General features: G+C 64.8%; 15 protein-coding genes. 14 read left to right on the forward strand and 1 reads right to left on the reverse strand.

Annotated features, from left to right (window positions below):
• Positions 1-97 precede the first annotated feature (97 nt).
• Entirely contained in the window at positions 98-1,096 is a 999-nt protein-coding gene (galE, locus tag HH800_RS21420; RefSeq protein ID WP_069337475.1) for a UDP-glucose 4-epimerase GalE, read from the forward strand.
• Positions 1,097-1,164: 68 nt separating this feature from the next.
• Here galE and HH800_RS21425 read toward each other — a convergent pair whose 3' ends face one another.
• Positions 1,165-1,458 carry a hypothetical protein gene (locus HH800_RS21425; protein ID WP_069337476.1) on the reverse strand — a complete coding sequence of 98 codons (294 nt, stop codon included), beginning with the start codon at positions 1,456-1,458 and terminating at the stop codon, positions 1,165-1,167.
• Positions 1,459-1,558: 100 nt separating this feature from the next.
• Here HH800_RS21425 and HH800_RS21430 point away from each other — a divergent pair, with 100 nt between their 5' ends.
• The 13 genes from HH800_RS21430 (at position 1,559) to HH800_RS21490 (ending at position 15,464) form a co-directional block, all read left to right on the forward strand.
• Entirely contained in the window at positions 1,559-2,593 is a 1,035-nt protein-coding gene (locus HH800_RS21430; protein WP_010338606.1) for an IS110 family transposase, read from the forward strand.
• 778 nt (positions 2,594-3,371) lie between these two features.
• A complete protein-coding gene (locus HH800_RS21435) occupies positions 3,372-3,641 on the forward strand; it encodes a hypothetical protein (protein ID WP_169862277.1) in 270 nt (89 codons plus the stop codon).
• Positions 3,642-3,811: 170 nt separating this feature from the next.
• Positions 3,812-5,854 (forward strand): conjugal transfer protein TraG, encoded by a 2,043-nt coding sequence (locus HH800_RS21440; RefSeq protein ID WP_169862278.1) that lies wholly within the window; start codon positions 3,812-3,814, stop codon positions 5,852-5,854.
• 2 nt (positions 5,855-5,856) lie between these two features.
• Positions 5,857-6,258, forward strand: a complete 402-nt coding sequence (locus HH800_RS21445) for a CopG family transcriptional regulator (protein WP_169862280.1) — start codon at positions 5,857-5,859, stop codon at positions 6,256-6,258.
• Complete coding sequence (trbB, locus tag HH800_RS21450) at positions 6,255-7,304, forward strand: P-type conjugative transfer ATPase TrbB (RefSeq protein ID WP_206379182.1); 1,050 nt, start codon at positions 6,255-6,257, stop codon at positions 7,302-7,304. Before HH800_RS21445 ends, trbB begins: the two co-directional genes overlap by 4 nt.
• 3 nt (positions 7,305-7,307) lie before the next feature.
• Positions 7,308-7,649, forward strand: a complete 342-nt coding sequence (locus HH800_RS21455) for a TrbC/VirB2 family protein (RefSeq protein WP_137405897.1) — start codon at positions 7,308-7,310, stop codon at positions 7,647-7,649.
• Between the two features lie 8 nt (positions 7,650-7,657).
• A complete protein-coding gene (locus tag HH800_RS21460; protein WP_063976652.1) occupies positions 7,658-7,930 on the forward strand; it encodes a VirB3 family type IV secretion system protein in 273 nt (90 codons plus the stop codon).
• Positions 7,924-10,389 (forward strand): conjugal transfer protein TrbE, encoded by a 2,466-nt coding sequence (gene trbE / locus HH800_RS21465; protein WP_169862282.1) that lies wholly within the window; start codon positions 7,924-7,926, stop codon positions 10,387-10,389. Before HH800_RS21460 ends, trbE begins: the two co-directional genes overlap by 7 nt.
• Positions 10,389-11,144, forward strand: a complete 756-nt coding sequence (gene trbJ / locus HH800_RS21470; protein ID WP_169862284.1) for a P-type conjugative transfer protein TrbJ — start codon at positions 10,389-10,391, stop codon at positions 11,142-11,144. Before trbE ends, trbJ begins: the two co-directional genes overlap by 1 nt.
• A 134-nt stretch (positions 11,145-11,278) precedes the next feature.
• Positions 11,279-12,601: a P-type conjugative transfer protein TrbL gene (trbL, locus tag HH800_RS21475; protein ID WP_169862286.1), complete on the forward strand. Its 1,323-nt coding sequence runs from the start codon at positions 11,279-11,281 to the stop codon at positions 12,599-12,601.
• A 3-nt stretch (positions 12,602-12,604) separates the two neighbouring features.
• Positions 12,605-13,432 carry a conjugal transfer protein TrbF gene (gene trbF / locus HH800_RS21480; RefSeq protein WP_169862288.1) on the forward strand — a complete coding sequence of 276 codons (828 nt, stop codon included), beginning with the start codon at positions 12,605-12,607 and terminating at the stop codon, positions 13,430-13,432.
• A complete protein-coding gene (gene trbG, locus HH800_RS21485; protein WP_063976657.1) occupies positions 13,429-14,265 on the forward strand; it encodes a P-type conjugative transfer protein TrbG in 837 nt (278 codons plus the stop codon). The genes trbF and trbG overlap by 4 nt, the downstream gene beginning before the upstream one ends.
• A complete protein-coding gene (locus tag HH800_RS21490) occupies positions 14,262-15,464 on the forward strand; it encodes a TrbI/VirB10 family protein (protein WP_169862289.1) in 1,203 nt (400 codons plus the stop codon). Before trbG ends, HH800_RS21490 begins: the two co-directional genes overlap by 4 nt.
• Position 15,465 lies beyond the last annotated feature (1 nt).

The raw sequence follows: 15,465 nt of genomic DNA on the forward strand, positions 1-15,465 counted from the left end.
AGCCATTCCTCCTATCGCAGAACTTCGCTCTCTCTTCTCGCCTAAAAAACAAGGCCGTTCCCAACTGACGGATGTATCCTCTCTGAGAAGGAAATTCATGACGACCTCTCTTCCAACAATACTGGTCACGGGCGGCGCGGGTTATATCGGCAGCCATGCTGTGCTGGCGCTGAAAGATGCGGGCTATGGCGTGGTGGTGATCGACAATCTGGTCACCGGGTTCGATTGGGCCGTGCCGTCCGACGTGCCGCTGGTCCGCGGCGACATTGCCGACCAGCCTCTGGTGGAAGCCACGCTGCGCGCGCATGACATCAAGGCGATCATGCACTTCGCCGGGTCCGTGGTGGTGCCGGAATCGGTCGAGAACCCGCTGAAATATTATCATAACAACAGCGCCAAGACCCGCGACCTGATCGAAAGCGCGGTACGGGTCGGCGTGCGGCATTTCATCTTTTCCTCGACCGCCGCGACCTATGGCACGCCCGATGTCGCCGCCGTGCGGGAGGATACGCCGCAGCGGCCGATCAACCCCTATGGCATGTCGAAGCTGATGACCGAATATATGCTGCGCGACGTTGCGGCGGCGCATCCGATGAATTTCTGTGCGCTGCGCTATTTCAACGTCGCGGGCGCGGACCCGCAGGGGCGCACCGGCCAGTCGACGGCGGGCGCCACCCACCTGATCAAGGTGGCGGTCGAAGCAGCGCTGGGCAAGCGCAGCCATGTGGGCGTGTTCGGCACCGATTTCGACACGCCGGACGGTACGGGCGTGCGCGACTATATCCATGTCAGCGATCTGGCCGCCGCCCATGTGCTGGCGCTGGAGGCGCTGATGGCCAAGCCCGACGAGAATTATCTGCTCAACTGCGGCTATGGTCGAGGCTTTTCGGTGCTGGAGGTGCTGGACGCGGTGGACCGCGTGACCAACATGACGATCGAGCGCCGACTGGAAGGGCGGCGCGCGGGCGATCCGCCATCGCTGATTTCCGACAACAGCGCGATCATGGCGCAATTCCCCTGGGAACCGCGCCACGCCGACCTGACGCAGATCGTCACCCATGCGCTGGCCTGGGAACGCAAGCTGAGCGAGCGCTAATAGGATATGCTCTATATGGTATCTAAAGGATATCTTATAGTTATCTTTTAGATACCATTACCCTGATCTCAGTTTTTATGCGCTTTCCAATTGCCATTCGACCGGCACAGCATATCAATCATGAAACGCCACACATTGGCTGCGTCGCTTTCATGGCCCATGCTGGATTCTTCACTGCCAACATGACGAATGATTTCGGATCCAGCCTCTTTCATGGCCTGGCTCGGTTCACGCAAAGCTTCGACCAGCAGCAACACTTGCGCTCGATAGTGCGTCCATCGAGGTGATCCGGCCATTACGTCATCCCCATCTTCCCCCTGAAGCTGACATAAGGCGCGGGCGGCTTTTTCAATCGGATCCATATTGGGGGCATCGCAGAATCTGGTCGTAAACGATGGAGTGGATGGCTCCCGCTCACCGGCTGAGGCAGACTGCCTCGGCTGAAGAGCGAGGAGACGGACGATGAGTGAGATTGTCACGATTGGGCTGGATATCGCGAAGTCGGTGTTCCAGGTCCATGGTGTAGACGCGGCGGGTCAGGTGGTTGTGACCCGGCAATTGAAGCGCGGACAGATGTTGAAGTTTTTCGCGGCATTGCCTCCGGTTCTGATCGGGATCGAAGCCTGCGGAACGGCGCATCACTGGGGTCGGCAGCTCCAGAACCTGGGCCACGACGTAAAACTCATCCCGCCGATCTACGTGAAACCTTACGTCAAGCGGCAGAAGAACGATGCCGCCGATGCCGAAGCGATTTGCGAGGCGGTGACGCGGCCGACAATGCGGTTCGTCGAAATCAAGTCAGTTGACCAGCAGGCTGGCGGCGTGCTGCACAAAACGCGGGCACTGCTGATCAAGCAGCGGACGATGATGTTCAATGCCGTGCGCAGCCATCTGGCCGAATTCGGTCTTGTGACGGGTACCGGCGTGGCGCAGGTGGTGCGCATGGTCGATCGGCTTGCGAAAGGGGACGAACTCGATCTTCCGGAACTGGCGCGCGAGACACTCGGCGTCTTAGCGCGCCACATTCAGGAACTGCAGGACAAGCTCACCGGGATCGATAAGCAGTTGACCCGCTGGCATTATCGCAACGACGTCAGCAACATCCTTGAAACCATCCCCGGCGTTGGTGTGATCACCGCCTCGGCGCTCGCGTCGATGGTGACCAACGCGCAGAGCTTCAGGTCGGCCCGCCATTTCGCCGCCTGGCTTGGACTCGTGCCCCGGCAAAACTCGTCAGGTGGCAAGACCCGCCTGGGCAAGATTACCAAGGGCGGCAATCGCTACCTGCGACAATTGCTGGTCGTCGGTGCGACTTCAGTGCTGCGGCATGTCCGGGCGGGCAGCGTCAAAGGCTTTGAATGGGCCAAAGCCTTGCTTGATCGCCGTCCGCCCAAGGTCGTGGCCGTTGCTCTGGCCAACAAGATGGCGCGTATTGCATGGGTGGTGATGACGCGCGGCGTCGAGTATGAAAGAAAGGAATTGGCGATCGCAGCCTGATTGGCAGGCGATGGCAAAACAAGGTTGAGGTGTGAAGACCGACTGAAGGCAAGCCATTCGATCCACCGAGCTTCGGCAAACCTGCTTAGCGTACAGGACTTCGAGTCCGCGTAAACGATGAGGAGGCCAGGGCTGGCGGAATCCTTCAAGGCCAGCAGCCGTATAAAGGCTGCACATAAAGGCCGGACACGCGACTGCACTCGATATGGCATGTCAGAACGTCAGAAAATCGCACCGCAACGCGGGAGCCATCCACACGCGTACGCTCTCATGACTGCCATCTGAGATGCTGACCGAGTTTACCTCTTCGCTGGCCGCAAGGCCAGCGTTTGCATTGACCTTGGCGGGTGTGCCGCGGACGCCTGATCGACGACGATTGATCGTGCTCTCATCCGCGGGTTGGTTACCGCACTACCCGTATCCGTCGCTGGGCCTATCCTCCGTCTAAGTTCGGGCGTCGGACGAACCTGCCCCACCGTACACCGTGGATTGCCCATCACAGTCGGGTGCCCGCGGCACGCCGGCCAAGGCTATGCAGATGGTGCGCTGGCGCCTCCTGTTGTCGTAATCGTTGTACGTGGATCAGCCAGCCATCGCCGGTGACACCCGACGTGCAATGTCCCAGGCATAGCCGACCAATTCACGCGCGATTGCAGTAGTCACTTTCGGCTGCGGCTTGCCAGTGGATGCCAGGCGTCGGTAGCGCTGACCCCAACAGAGATGCCCCGCGGCCTTGGAAGAGGTCGACTAGCGCTACGACGCTTCCGGAGCCGCGACCATGATTATCAATCAATCCGTGGCCAAGGACGCCAGTTTCGTCTGCTCGTCGGTCTGGTCCCAAGCTGATCGAGCGCATCAAGATTGTCGCACCCCCATGCATAAAGCAATTCGACGAGAGGTGATCGGCATGGATCAGACGGGATCGTCGACTTCCGCGCTTGAGATTCCAAGCATGACGAATGGCGCGCCCCCGTTTCTTCGCATCGAAGGCGGCACGGGCATTGGCCGTCAGCGGGCCGGAATGACGCCATCGATCACCATGAGGTAACAAACTGCGAGTGCGATTTGCCGCCCCAACATGGCGCCAGACAGGGGCCGGTCGCTGGGGACCGCGAGGAGATGCCTCGCGATACCAGCGATGCCCTGACGCCTTAGCCGTGCCTTTGCGATCCTGTGTCCTAGCCCGCGGTCATTTCCCAGACCTGGGCGGAGGCCCGCATGACCCCGACAAAACTACTCATTGGACAACTCATCATAGTGCTGGCGATCATCATCGCGGGCATTTGGACAGCGACACAATGGGCGGCAGCGCAGCTCGCTTATCAGCCGGAGCTTGGCGCCCCCTGGTTCGTCTTGCTGGGCCAGCCGATCTATCATCCCTGGTCGATCTTTCCCTGGTGGTTTTCGTTCGACGCCTATGCGCCCGTCGTCTTCGACAAGGCCGGTGCCATCGCAGCCGCTGGCGGCTTCGTTGCCTGCGGCGCGGCGATCTTCGGTTCGGTATGGCGTGCGCGCCAGTCCAAAAACCTGACCACCTATGGCTCGGCCCGCTGGGCAACGCGCCGGGACATCAAGGGTGCCGGGCTCCTCGACCAGCGCGGCGTCGTGCTGGGGAGGATCGACCGCGATGACTTGCGCCACGATGGGCCCGAACATGTCATGGCGTTTGCGCCCACCCGGTCGGGCAAGGGGGTCGGCCTTGTCATTCCAACCCTGCTGTCCTGGACCGGCTCGACAGTCGTCCACGACATCAAGGGCGAGAACTGGCAGCTGACCGCCGGCTGGCGCGCGCGCTTCTCGCACTGCCTGCTGTTCAATCCGACCGACGCTCGCTCGGCGCGCTACAATCCGCTGCTCGAGGTCCGGCGCGGGGTGAATGAAGTCCGCGACGTCCAGAATATCGCCGACATCCTGGTGGATCCTGAAGGGGCGCTTGAACGTCGCAACCACTGGGAGAAGACCAGCCATTCGCTGCTGGTCGGCGCAATCCTCCATGTCCTCTACGCCGAGGAAGAGAAGACGCTCGCGCGCGTCGCGACTTTCCTCTCCGACCCGCAACGCAGCTTTGCCACCACCCTGCGCCGAATGATGGCCACCAACCATCTCGGTACGCCAGATGTACCGCAGGTCCACCCGGTGGTCGCCTCTGCCGCCCGTGAACTACTCAACAAGAGCGAGAACGAGCGCTCCGGGGTGCTGTCGACCGCCATGTCGTTTCTTGGCCTCTATCGAGACCCGACCGTCGCAGCGGTAACTGCCGCCTCCGACTGGCGCATCGCCGATCTCGTCGGAGCGGCGCATCCGATCTCGCTTTACCTCGTCGTGCCGCCGTCCGACATCAGCCGCACCAAGCCGCTGGTTCGCCTCATCCTCAACCAGATCGGCCGCCGGCTGACCGAGGAATTGCAAGGCGTCGGCAAGGACGGCGAGACCGCACAAGGCCGACATCGGTTGCTGATGATGCTCGACGAATTCCCGGCGCTGGGAAGGCTCGACTTCTTCGAGACGAGTCTCGCTTTCCTGGCAGGCTACGGGGTGCGCGCCTTCCTGATCGCGCAGAGCCTGAACCAGATCGAGAAGGCCTATGGCGAGCACAACGCCATTCTCGACAATTGCCATGTCCGCGTCGCCTTTGCGACCAACGACGAGCGAACCGCCAAGCGGATCTCGGACGCGCTTGGTACGGCGACCGAACAGCGCGCGATGCGCAACTATGCGGGGCATCGGCTCGCGCCCTGGCTCGCGCACGTCATGGTCAGCCGCCAGGAGACGGCGCGGGCTCTGCTGACGCCCGGCGAGGTGATGCAGCTTGCGCCCACCGATGGGCTGGTCCTGATCTCCGGGCACCCCCCGATACGCGTGAAGAAGCTGCGCTATTACGAGGATCGCCGGTTCAAGGAGCGGCTCTTGCCTGCACCGACACTGGATGGCGCTGCCTATCGTGACCTTCCGGCAGCTCGCCCGGATGACTGGGCTGGGCAGGTTCGCGGTGCTGACATTCGCCTCTCCGAAGGCAATGACGCCGATGAAGGCACCGACGCCGGCGGCCTCGAACAGGCTCGTCACCCCGCGCACGACATCGAACCTGCGGTCGTCCTCGAGCCGGAGGTCGCCGACCCACTGGGCCTTGGCGAAGACGATGACGATCAGGCTGCCGAGCGCCGCGCCATGGATCGGGTGCAGCAGCTCGGCACCGTGCGCACGGTCTACGGCCTCGATGCCGCCTCCAGTCGCCCCGACGACCTCCAGCTGGGATTTTGATCATGGAAAAGATCCGCCATCAGCTGTTCCTGCCCAAGTCGGTGTCCGATCGGCTGGAAGCGCTTGCCGCCAGGCCCGGCGCCAGCAAGTCGGCCATCCTCGTCGATGCAGTCACGGCTTGGCTCAATCGCCGGGGGGCATCGGAGCTGGAGGATCGGTTCGCGATTCGCCTCGACCGGCTTACGCAGGCGATCGGCCGGGTCGATCGCGACACCTATGTGATCCTCGAGACGCTCGCCCTCTTCATCCGGTTCGAACTCGCGATCCAGACGCCGCTGGCCGAAAACGACCAGGCGGGCCGGGCGCTCGGAGCCAAGAGGTTCGAAGCCTTCGTGACCCAGGTCGGTCGGCAAGTGTCGACCGGGCGGCGCACCCTGGCTGGTTCTTCGGAGAATGGCGAATGAGCGGCCGCCCAGCCACCGCAGGGCCGGTAATCTCGGCTGAGCGCCGTCGCCGGATGCTGATTACGGCGCTGGGCAGCGACATTGCTGCGGCGATGCGCGACAGCCAAGTCACCGAGATCATGGTGAACCCCGACGGGGCGCTGCGGCTCGATCGTCTTGGCGAAGGCCGTATCGATACCGAGGTCCGCATCGAGCCCGATCAGGTCGAGCGGATCATTCGACTGGTGGCGAGCCATGTCCGGGCCGAGGTCCATGCCGATCACCCGATCCTATCGACAGAGTTGCCGCCGCATATCGAGGGCCGCGCCGGCGAGCGCTTCGAAGGCGTGCTGCCCCCCGTGTCGTCGGCACCCTGCTTCTCGATCCGCAAGCCTGCCACGAGGCTGCACACGCTCGACGACTATATCGCCGATGGGCTGATGTCGGAGGTCCAGGCGGACGCCCTGCGTGCCGCGGTCGCCCAGCGCTGCAACATCCTCGTCGCCGGAGGTACCAGCTCGGGCAAGACGACCCTCGCCAATGCGCTGCTCGCCGAGATGGCCCCAAAACATTCGGGGCTCGATAGCCGCGTGATCCTCATCGAGGACACGCGCGAGCTGCAGTGCCCGCTGCCCGACACCGTCGCGCTCCGCACCCGCCCGCCGCACGTGTCGATGACCGAGCTGGTGCGCTCGACCATGCGCCTGCGTCCCGACCGCATCGTGGTCGGCGAGGTCCGCGGTCCCGAAGCGCTCGACATGCTCAAGGCCTGGAACACCGGTCACCCCGGCGGGATCGCGACCGTCCACGCCAACAGCGCCATCGCCGCGCTCTACCGCATAGAACAGCTATGCCAAGAGACGGTCGTCACCGTGCCGCGCCAGCTGATCGCCGAGGCCATCGACATCATCGTCTTTATCTCCGGGCGCGGCATCGACCGCCGCGTCTCCATGATCGCGCGTGTCGCCGGGCTCGACCCCGACACAGGCGCCTACGCGCTCGCCGATCTTCCCAAGCCCAATCCCCCAAAGCCCAATCTGCCCCAGTCTAGCCCGAAGGAGACCTGACCCATGACTTTTGCCCGCATTCCCCGCCGCATCGCCAACCGCTCGTCGCTTCTCGGCGGCGCGATCAGCCTCGCGCTGACGCTCGCCACCCAGGTCCAGGCGGCCGGATCCGGCATGCCGTGGGAAGAACCACTGCAACAGGTGTTGGAATCCGTGCAGGGCCCGGTAGCCAAGATCGTCGCCGTTATCATCATTATCGTGACCGGCCTGACGCTCGCTTTCGGCGAGAGTGCGGGCGGGTTCCGGCGGCTGATCCAGATCGTCTTCGGCCTCTCCATCGCCTTCGCCGCCTCGAGTTTCTTCCTGTCCTTCTTCAGCTTCGGCGGCGGAGCATTGATCTCGTGACCGGCCCCATGTCCTCCGGAGCTCAGCATATCGCCGGCTACGAAGTGCCGATCCATGGCTCGCTGGGTTCGCCGCTACTGCTCGGCGGCGCACCGCGGGGCCTCGCGATCGTCAACGGGACGCTTGCGGCGGCGGTCGGTCTCGGCCTCCAGCAATGGCTGGCCGGGCTGCTGCTCTGGGCCGTTGGGCACAGCATCGCCGTGATGGCCGCGCGCCGCGACCCGAGCTTCGCGCCCGTCCTGCTCCGCCACATCCGCCAGAAGGGATATTTTGCATGCTGAGCCTGCGCGAATATCGCGACCGCGCCGAACGCCTTGCCGACCATCTGCCGTGGGCGGCGCTGGTGGCGCCGGGTGTCGTGCTGAACAAGGATGGCAGCTTCCTTCGGGTGCTGGCCTTCCGTGGTCCGGATCTCGAATCCGCGACCGAAGCCGAACTGGTCGCCGCCTGCGCGCGGGCGAATAATGCGCTGAAGCGCTTCGGCAGCGGCTGGGCCTTGTTCTTCGACGCGGAACGTCGCGAGGCGCTGGCCTATCCCGACAGTGATTTCCCCGATGCGGCGAGCTGGCTGGTCGATGGCGAGCGGCAGGCGGCGTTCGAGGCCGAAGGCACGCATTTCGAGAGCCGCTACCACCTGACCCTGACCTGGTTGCCGCCTGCGGACACCACCGATCGCGCTGGCCGCTCGCTCGTCGAGCGCCCCGACGGTGATCGGACACGCGACTGGCGCGGTGCGCTGCAAAGCTTCATCGCCGAAACCGACCGCATGCTCGACCTGCTCTCGGGTTTCATGGCCGATGTGCGCCCGCTCGACGACGGCGAGACGCTGACCTTCCTCCACGGCACGATCTCGGATCGTCGACACCCGGTCGTGGCGCCCGAGACGCCGATGTATCTCGACGGCATCCTTGCCGACACACCACTGGTCGGCGGATTGGAGCCGAAGCTCGGTGAGCTGCAAGTCCGGACGCTCACTATCCTCGGATTCCCGAGCCTGAGCCGTCCCGGCATCCTCGACGCGCTCAACCATCAGGATTTCGGCTATCGCTGGGTCACGCGCTTCATCGCGCTGGACAAGACGCTGGCGACCAAGACGCTGACCTCTCTCCGGCGACAGTGGTTCAACAAGCGCAAGTCGGTCACCGCGCTGCTGCGCGAGGTGCTCTACAACTCGCCGGCGCAACTGTTAGACAGCGACGCCGACAATAAGGTGGTCGATGCCGACCTCGCGCTTCAGGCGCTCGGCGGCGACCATGTCGCCTTTGGCTATCTGACTACCACGATCACTGTGACGGATCGGAACCGCGCTGCAGTCGAGGACAAGGTTCGCGCCGTCGAGCGGGTCGTCAACGGCCTCGGCTTCATCTGCGTGCGCGAAACCGTGAACGCGGTCGAGGCATGGCTCTCGTCGCTCCCGGGGCATGTCTATGCCAATGTCCGGCAGCCGCTGGTCCATACCCTCAACCTCGCCCACCTAATGCCGCTATCGTCGGTATGGGCAGGGCCGGTGCGCAACGGGCATCTCGACGGCCCGCCGCTGCTGGTCGCCAAGACGGCTGGCTCGACCCCATTCCGGCTTTCCACCCATGTCGGCGACGTCGGTCATATGATGGTCGTGGGGCCGACGGGCGCGGGCAAATCGGTGCTGCTCAGCCTGATCGCGTTCCAGTTTCGCCGTTACCCTGGCGCGCAGGTTTACATCTTCGACAAGGGGAACAGCGCTCGGGCTGCGGTGCTGGCAATGGGCGGGGCGCATCATGCCTTGGGCTCGGCGGATACTGATGTCGAAGCACTGGCCTTCCAGCCGCTCGCCAATATCGACGATGCGGCCGAGCGTAGCTGGGCGGCGGAGTGGATCGCGGCGCTGCTCACCCGTGAGAACGTGCCCGTCACGCCCGAAGTGAAGGACGCGGTCTGGACTGCGCTCGGCAGCCTCGCATCGGCACCGCGCGAGGAGCGGACAATGACCGGGCTCGCGCTGCTGCTCCAGTCGAACGCGCTGCGGATCGCGCTCCAGCCCTACACGCTCGAAGGGCCGCACGGCAGACTGCTCGATGCAGCCGAACAACAACTCGCCCTGGCCGATGTCCAGTGTTTCGAAACCGAGGCGCTGATGGGCCAGACCGGAGCGGTCGCGCCGGTGCTGACCTATCTCTTCCACCGGCTGGAGGAGCGGTTCGACGGCCGGCCGACCCTGCTCATCCTCGACGAAGCCTGGATCTTCCTCGACCACCCGCTGTTCGCCGCACGCATCCGCGAGTGGCTGAAGGTGCTGCGCAAGAAGAACGTCGCGGTGCTGTTCGCAACGCAGAGTCTTGCCGACATTGCCGGATCGGCGATCGCGCCCGCCATCATCGAGAGCTGCCCGCAACGCATCCTGCTGCCCAATGATCGCGCGATCGAGCCGCAGGGCCATGACATCTATGCGCGCTTCGGCCTCAACGACCGGCAGATCGAGCTGATCGCGAGAGCCAACCCCAAGCGGCACTATTACCTCCAGTCCGCGCGCGGCAACCGGCTGTTCGAACTGGGGCTCGGCCCCGTCGCCCTGACGCTGTGCGGTTCTTCCGATCCGGCCGCGCAGGCGCGGATCGATGCCGCGCTCGCCGAACATGGCCGCAAGCATTTCGCCGAAGCCTTCCTGCGCGACGCGGGTCTCGCCTGGGCTGCCGATCTCGCCGCCGATTTCCCCGCTCCAACTGCTCCCGTTCCCTCAGCCCCTCAAGAAGGAGAAGAGTAATGCGTATCCCCACCCGAAAGCACCTGATTGCGGCCGTTCTCGGCCTCGGTTCCGTCGCCTCGTTCGGCATGGGCGTGGTCACGATGACGGCGACGCCGGCCCATGCGCAGTTTGGCGGCGTTGTGTTCGATCCGAGCAACTATGCGCAGAACATCCTGACCGCCGCGCGCACCCTGCAGAGCGTCAACCAGCAGATCCAGCAGCTTCAGAACGAGGCGCAGATGCTGGTCAACATGGGCAAGAACCTCACCCGCATCGACTTCCCGCAGCTCGAAGCCCTCAAGCAGAAGCTGGCCGAGATCGACCGGCTGATGGGCCGCGCGCAGGCGATCGACTTCCGGGTCGATCAGCTCGACGACAAGTTCCAGTCGCTGTTCCCGCAGGATTTCTCGTCAGCGCTGCGGACCGATGCCCGCGTCCGAGATGCCCGCGCTCGGCTCGATGCCAGCATGGGCGCGTTCCGCCAGACGATGACGGTGCAGGCACAGGTCGTCGAGAACATCCAGACCGACACCGAAGCCCTCGCTGACATCGTCGCGCGCAGCCAGGGCGCAGAAGGGTTGCTTCAGGCACAGCAGGCGACCAACCAGATTCTCGCCCTGACGGCCAAGCAGCAGTTCCAGCTCCAGCACATGATGGCCGCGCAGTTCCGCAGCGAGGCGATCGAACAGACGCGGCGCGCGACGCAGGCTGCGGAAGCCCGCGCGGCTACGAAGAAGTTCCTCGGTTCCGGATCGGCCTACACGCCGCGCTAGCCCCCAGCGGCCGCAAGCCGATCCGGTCAGCGGTCGTCGGCATCCCCCTCTAGCCGTCGATTGCCGTCGCGGGGCGTGGCGCCGCTCCCCAGCTGCGCCCCGCGACACCCCTTCGCTCCAGCAGGAAATCGCACTTGAACGACCTCAATGTCATCGATCGCTTCCTGCAGGCGTTCATCACCTACATCGACAGCGGGTTCGGCCTGCTCGGTCCGGATGTCGGATTTCTCACCGCGACGCTGATTGGCATCGACATCACGCTTGCCGGCCTGTTCTGGGCGATGGGCGGCGAGGACAATGTCATCGGCCGCTTCCTCAAGAAGATCCTCTACGTCGGCGCGTTCGCGTTCATCCTGAACAGCTTTTCGACGCTGGCCGACATCATCTTCCGCTCCTTCGCACAGGCGGGTCTGACCGCGGGCGGCGGCACGCTGTCGGCTGACGACTTGCTCAAACCGGGACGACTCGCGGGCACGGGCTTTTCAGCGGCGTGGCCGCTGCTCGAACAGGCGAGCGAGATGGTCGGGTTCACGACCTTCTTCGACAACTTCCTGACGATCATGATCCTACTGTTCGCCTGGGCGCTGGTGATCGTCGCCTTCTTCATCCTCGCGGTGCAGATGTTCATCTGCATCCTCGAGTTCAAGCTGACGAGCCTTGCTGGGTTCATCCTCGTGCCGTTCGCCTTGTGGAACCGCACCAGCTTCCTCGCCGAGCGGGTGCTCGGCAACGTGGTCAGCTCCGGCATCAAGGTCATGGTGCTCGCCGTCATCGTCGGCATAGGCTCCAACTTCTTCACCGACTTCACCGACGCGCTCCAGGGCCAGGAGCCGGACATCGGGCAGGCAATGAGCCTCGTCCTCGCCAGCCTGTCGCTGTTCGGTCTCGGCATCTTCGGACCGGCGATAGCATCAGGGCTGGTCTCCGGCGCCCCGCAGCTTGGTGCCGGCGCTGCGCTCGGCACAGCGGTTGGCGCGGCCGGCATCACCATGCTGGCTGGCGGCGCTGCCGCTGGCGGTGCCCGCGCACTTGGCGGCGCGGCGCTGGGCGCGGTCCGATCGGGGACGGCGATGGGGTCGGCGGCATCGACCGCCTACCAACTTGGCAAGGAAACCGCCGCATCCCCATCGGTCGGCGCCGGCCTCGGCGGCGTTGCGCGCGCTGCCGGGAATGCCGCGCGGTCGCGTGTCAGCGGATCGTTGATTCTTGGTGAAGCCGCAGCCGGCGGCCGGCAAGCAGCATGGAGCGCGCTCAACCAGAACTCGACCCAAGGTTCTTCGGCGCCGTCTTCGGGTGGACCGGGCGGCGGCGGGGAGACCGGCGGCACGCCCGCATGGGCACGCGCGATGAGAGCCGAGCAGTCCAGCCGCCACCGTCGCCAGCTCGCGATCCACACGCTCCAGCAAGGTGATCGCGGCGGCGCGTCCGCCACCCCCGACATCAAGGAAAGGGACTAATCCATGTTTTTCAAGCGAAGTGCGCAGCGCTATGGGCGCACCCCACCACCCGAGACGCCCTACCAGCGCGCAGGCCAGCTCTGGGACGACCGGATCGGCGCGGCCCGGGTGCAGGCACGCAACTGGCGGCTGATGGCATTCGGCTGTCTCGCGCTCACCGCAGGCACGTCGGCGGGGCTTGCATGGCAATCCTTGCAGAGCCGCGTCATGCCCTATGTGGTCGAGGTCGATCGACTTGGGGAGGCCCGCGCCATCGAGGCTGCCGATGTCGAATACCGGCCGACCGATCCGCAAGTCGCGTGGCATCTCTCGCACTTCATCACGAACGTCCGATCGGTGTCGCTCGACCCCGTGCTGATGCGCCGTGACTGGCTCGAAGCCTATGACTTCACGACCAAGCGTGGCGCGCAGTTCCTAGGAGAATATGCCCGATCGGCATCGCCGTTCGCCAATGTCGGCGAGCGCACAGTCTCGGTGCAGGTCACCAGCGTCGTTCGCGCCTCGGACAAGTCATTCCAGGTAAAGTGGACGGAGACGGCGTTTGAGCGCGGGTCGCAGGCTGGAACCAGCCGCTGGACGGCCATCCTCACGACCGTCACGCGCCCGCCGGCCTCGGCCGATGTGTTGCGCAAGAACCCGCTCGGCATCTACGTCGACGCAATCGACTGGAGCCGCGAACTCGACACGGCATCGCCCCCGCCCCCGCCGCCAGCGATCAAGCCGGCACCGCAACCAGACCCGAACCTTCCGCTCGGATCCCCGCTCGATCCCACGCTGGGCAGCAAGTCGGACGCACCAAGTCTGTCCAATTCGCAGGAGAAGAACCCATGAAGGCTACCATTTTGCCGGCGATCGCCGGAATGCTCCTCGCGTACCCTGCGCTCGCTCAGGAGCGCCCTGTATCACCGCTCAAGACCGTCCGCTCGGCAACACGCAACGCCACGATCGAGCCGGCGTCCACCGGGTTCGTAAGCGGGGCGCAGGTCTACCCGTTCAGTGAGGGCACGATCTTTCAGGTCTATGCCGCGCCCGGGTTGGTCACCGACATCATGCTCCAGCCTGGCGAGAATCTCGTAGCGGTCGCAAGCGGCGATACCGCGCGCTGGGTGATCGGCGATACCACCAGCGGCTCCGGCGAGACCAAGCGGACGCATCTCTTGGTGAAGCCCTTCTCGGGCGGTCTCGTCACCAATCTTGTCGTGACGACGGACCGTCGCACCTACCATGTCCGGCTGGTCAGCACCGCGGCGACTGCGCTGTCGTCGATGCGCTGGACCTATCCGCAGGACGAGTTGCTCGCGCTCCGACGCAAGGCGGAAGCCGATCGAGCTGCCGCGCCGGTCGCCACGGGACTTTCGGTCGAAACGCTTCACTTCAACTACGCAATCAGCGGCGACAGGCCGGGATGGCGTCCGCTGCGTGCTTTCGACGACGGCCAGCGGACCTATGTCGAGTTTCCCGCATCGCTGGCGAGCAACGAGGCTCCGCCGCTGTTTCTCGTCGATCGCGAGGGCAAGGCCGAACTGGTGAACTACCGGCTGAGCGGCCGCTTCTACGTCGTCGACCGGATCTTCGACGCCGCCGAACTTCGGCTCGGTCTCAAGAAGCAGCAGATCGTGCGCATCGACCGGATCGCGCCATCGGCTAAGCGGAGGGGCGCATGACCGACGCCACCGCAACCGCGTCAGCCGCATCGGGCTCTCCGCCCCAGTCCGGTCCGGCAAAGCTCGATCCCGAGACTTTGGCCATTCGCTCACGGCCGGCGCGTGCGATCCGCTTCCGCAAGGGTGCGATCATCGGTATCGCGGCGCTTGGATCGGTCAGCCTGATGGGGATCGCCTGGATGGCGCTCAAGCCGCAGGTGTTCCGGCAGGTCGCCCAGGAAAGCGAACTGTCGCAACCGACGTCGAAGTCGGCGTCCGACGCGCTCTCCGGCCTGCCGTCCAGTTACGGCGACGCGCCGAAGCTCGGACCACCACTTCCCGGCGATCTCGGTCGACCGATCCTTCGGGCGCAGCAGCAAGCGGAGGGCGTGGTCCGGCCCGCGCGGGTCGATACCGCCGAAGCCGAACGTCAGCAGCGCCTCGCCGATCTAAAGTCCGCGCGGGAATCGGGATTGATGGCGCAGGTGCAATCGAGCCGTGCTGCTCCCGTCTCGCCGGCCGTCGATCCGTCTGCAGGCGGTCCCGGCACGCCGCCAGCGCCCACCGCAACCGGCACCCGCAAGGAGCAATTCGCGTCCGCGCGCGACAGGGACGGCGACCTCAATTCCGGCAGTTTGGTCGCGCAGGTCTCGCCGAACAGCCTGCTCGCCGGCAGCGTCATCGCGGCAAGCCTGATCACCGGGCTGAACTCCGACCTGCCCGGCATGGTCACGGCGCAGGTGACGAAGAACGTCTTCGACACGGTGACGGGGAATATTCTGCTCGTACCGCAAGGTGCCCGCCTGATCGGCAAATATGATTCCGTCGTCGCGTTCGGACAGCGTCGCGCATTGGTCGTGTGGCAGCGCCTGATCCTGCCCGATGGCGGTTCGATCCGGCTCGACAACATGCCCGCGACTGATCCTGCGGGCTACGCGGGTCTGACCGACAAGGTCGACTTCCACACCTGGACGCTGCTCAAAGGCGTCGCGATCGCCACTCTGCTCGGGGTCGGCTCGGAACTGTCGATCTCAGGTGAAAGCGATCTCGTCCAGGCGATTCGCGAATCCGCCCAATCGAACACGGCGCGGGCCGGCGACCAGATCACCCAGCGCAATCTGGATATCCAGCCCACCATCACGATCCGGCCGGGTGCGCCGGTTCGCGTGCTGGTGATCCGCGACCTAATCCTTGCGCCGTGGCGCGGAAAGGCAAGCTGAC

Origin of the sequence: Sphingobium yanoikuyae, from assembly GCF_013001025.1 — a bacterium.
Taxonomy (GTDB): Bacteria; Pseudomonadota; Alphaproteobacteria; order Sphingomonadales; family Sphingomonadaceae; genus Sphingobium; species Sphingobium yanoikuyae_A.

Excerpts from the sequence above, each read along its gene's own strand:
- trbJ (WP_169862284.1), top strand. The coding sequence starts at position 10,389 with ATGCGTATCCCCACCCGAAAGCACCTGATTGCGGCCGTTCTCGGCCTC.
- trbG (WP_063976657.1), top strand. The coding sequence starts at position 13,429 with ATGAAGGCTACCATTTTGCCGGCGATCGCCGGAATGCTCCTCGCGTAC.
- trbB (WP_206379182.1), top strand. The coding sequence starts at position 6,255 with ATGAGCGGCCGCCCAGCCACCGCAGGGCCGGTAATCTCGGCTGAGCGC.
- HH800_RS21445 (WP_169862280.1), top strand. The coding sequence starts at position 5,857 with ATGGAAAAGATCCGCCATCAGCTGTTCCTGCCCAAGTCGGTGTCCGAT.
- HH800_RS21430 (WP_010338606.1), top strand. The coding sequence starts at position 1,559 with ATGAGTGAGATTGTCACGATTGGGCTGGATATCGCGAAGTCGGTGTTC.
- HH800_RS21460 (WP_063976652.1), top strand. The coding sequence starts at position 7,658 with ATGTCCTCCGGAGCTCAGCATATCGCCGGCTACGAAGTGCCGATCCAT.
- HH800_RS21490 (WP_169862289.1), top strand. The coding sequence starts at position 14,262 with ATGACCGACGCCACCGCAACCGCGTCAGCCGCATCGGGCTCTCCGCCC.
- trbE (WP_169862282.1), top strand. The coding sequence starts at position 7,924 with ATGCTGAGCCTGCGCGAATATCGCGACCGCGCCGAACGCCTTGCCGAC.
- HH800_RS21455 (WP_137405897.1), top strand. The coding sequence starts at position 7,308 with ATGACTTTTGCCCGCATTCCCCGCCGCATCGCCAACCGCTCGTCGCTT.
- HH800_RS21435 (WP_169862277.1), top strand. The coding sequence starts at position 3,372 with ATGATTATCAATCAATCCGTGGCCAAGGACGCCAGTTTCGTCTGCTCG.
- HH800_RS21440 (WP_169862278.1), top strand. The coding sequence starts at position 3,812 with ATGACCCCGACAAAACTACTCATTGGACAACTCATCATAGTGCTGGCG.
- HH800_RS21425 (WP_069337476.1), bottom strand. The coding sequence starts at position 1,458 with ATGGATCCGATTGAAAAAGCCGCCCGCGCCTTATGTCAGCTTCAGGGG.
- trbF (WP_169862288.1), top strand. The coding sequence starts at position 12,605 with ATGTTTTTCAAGCGAAGTGCGCAGCGCTATGGGCGCACCCCACCACCC.
- galE (WP_069337475.1), top strand. The coding sequence starts at position 98 with ATGACGACCTCTCTTCCAACAATACTGGTCACGGGCGGCGCGGGTTAT.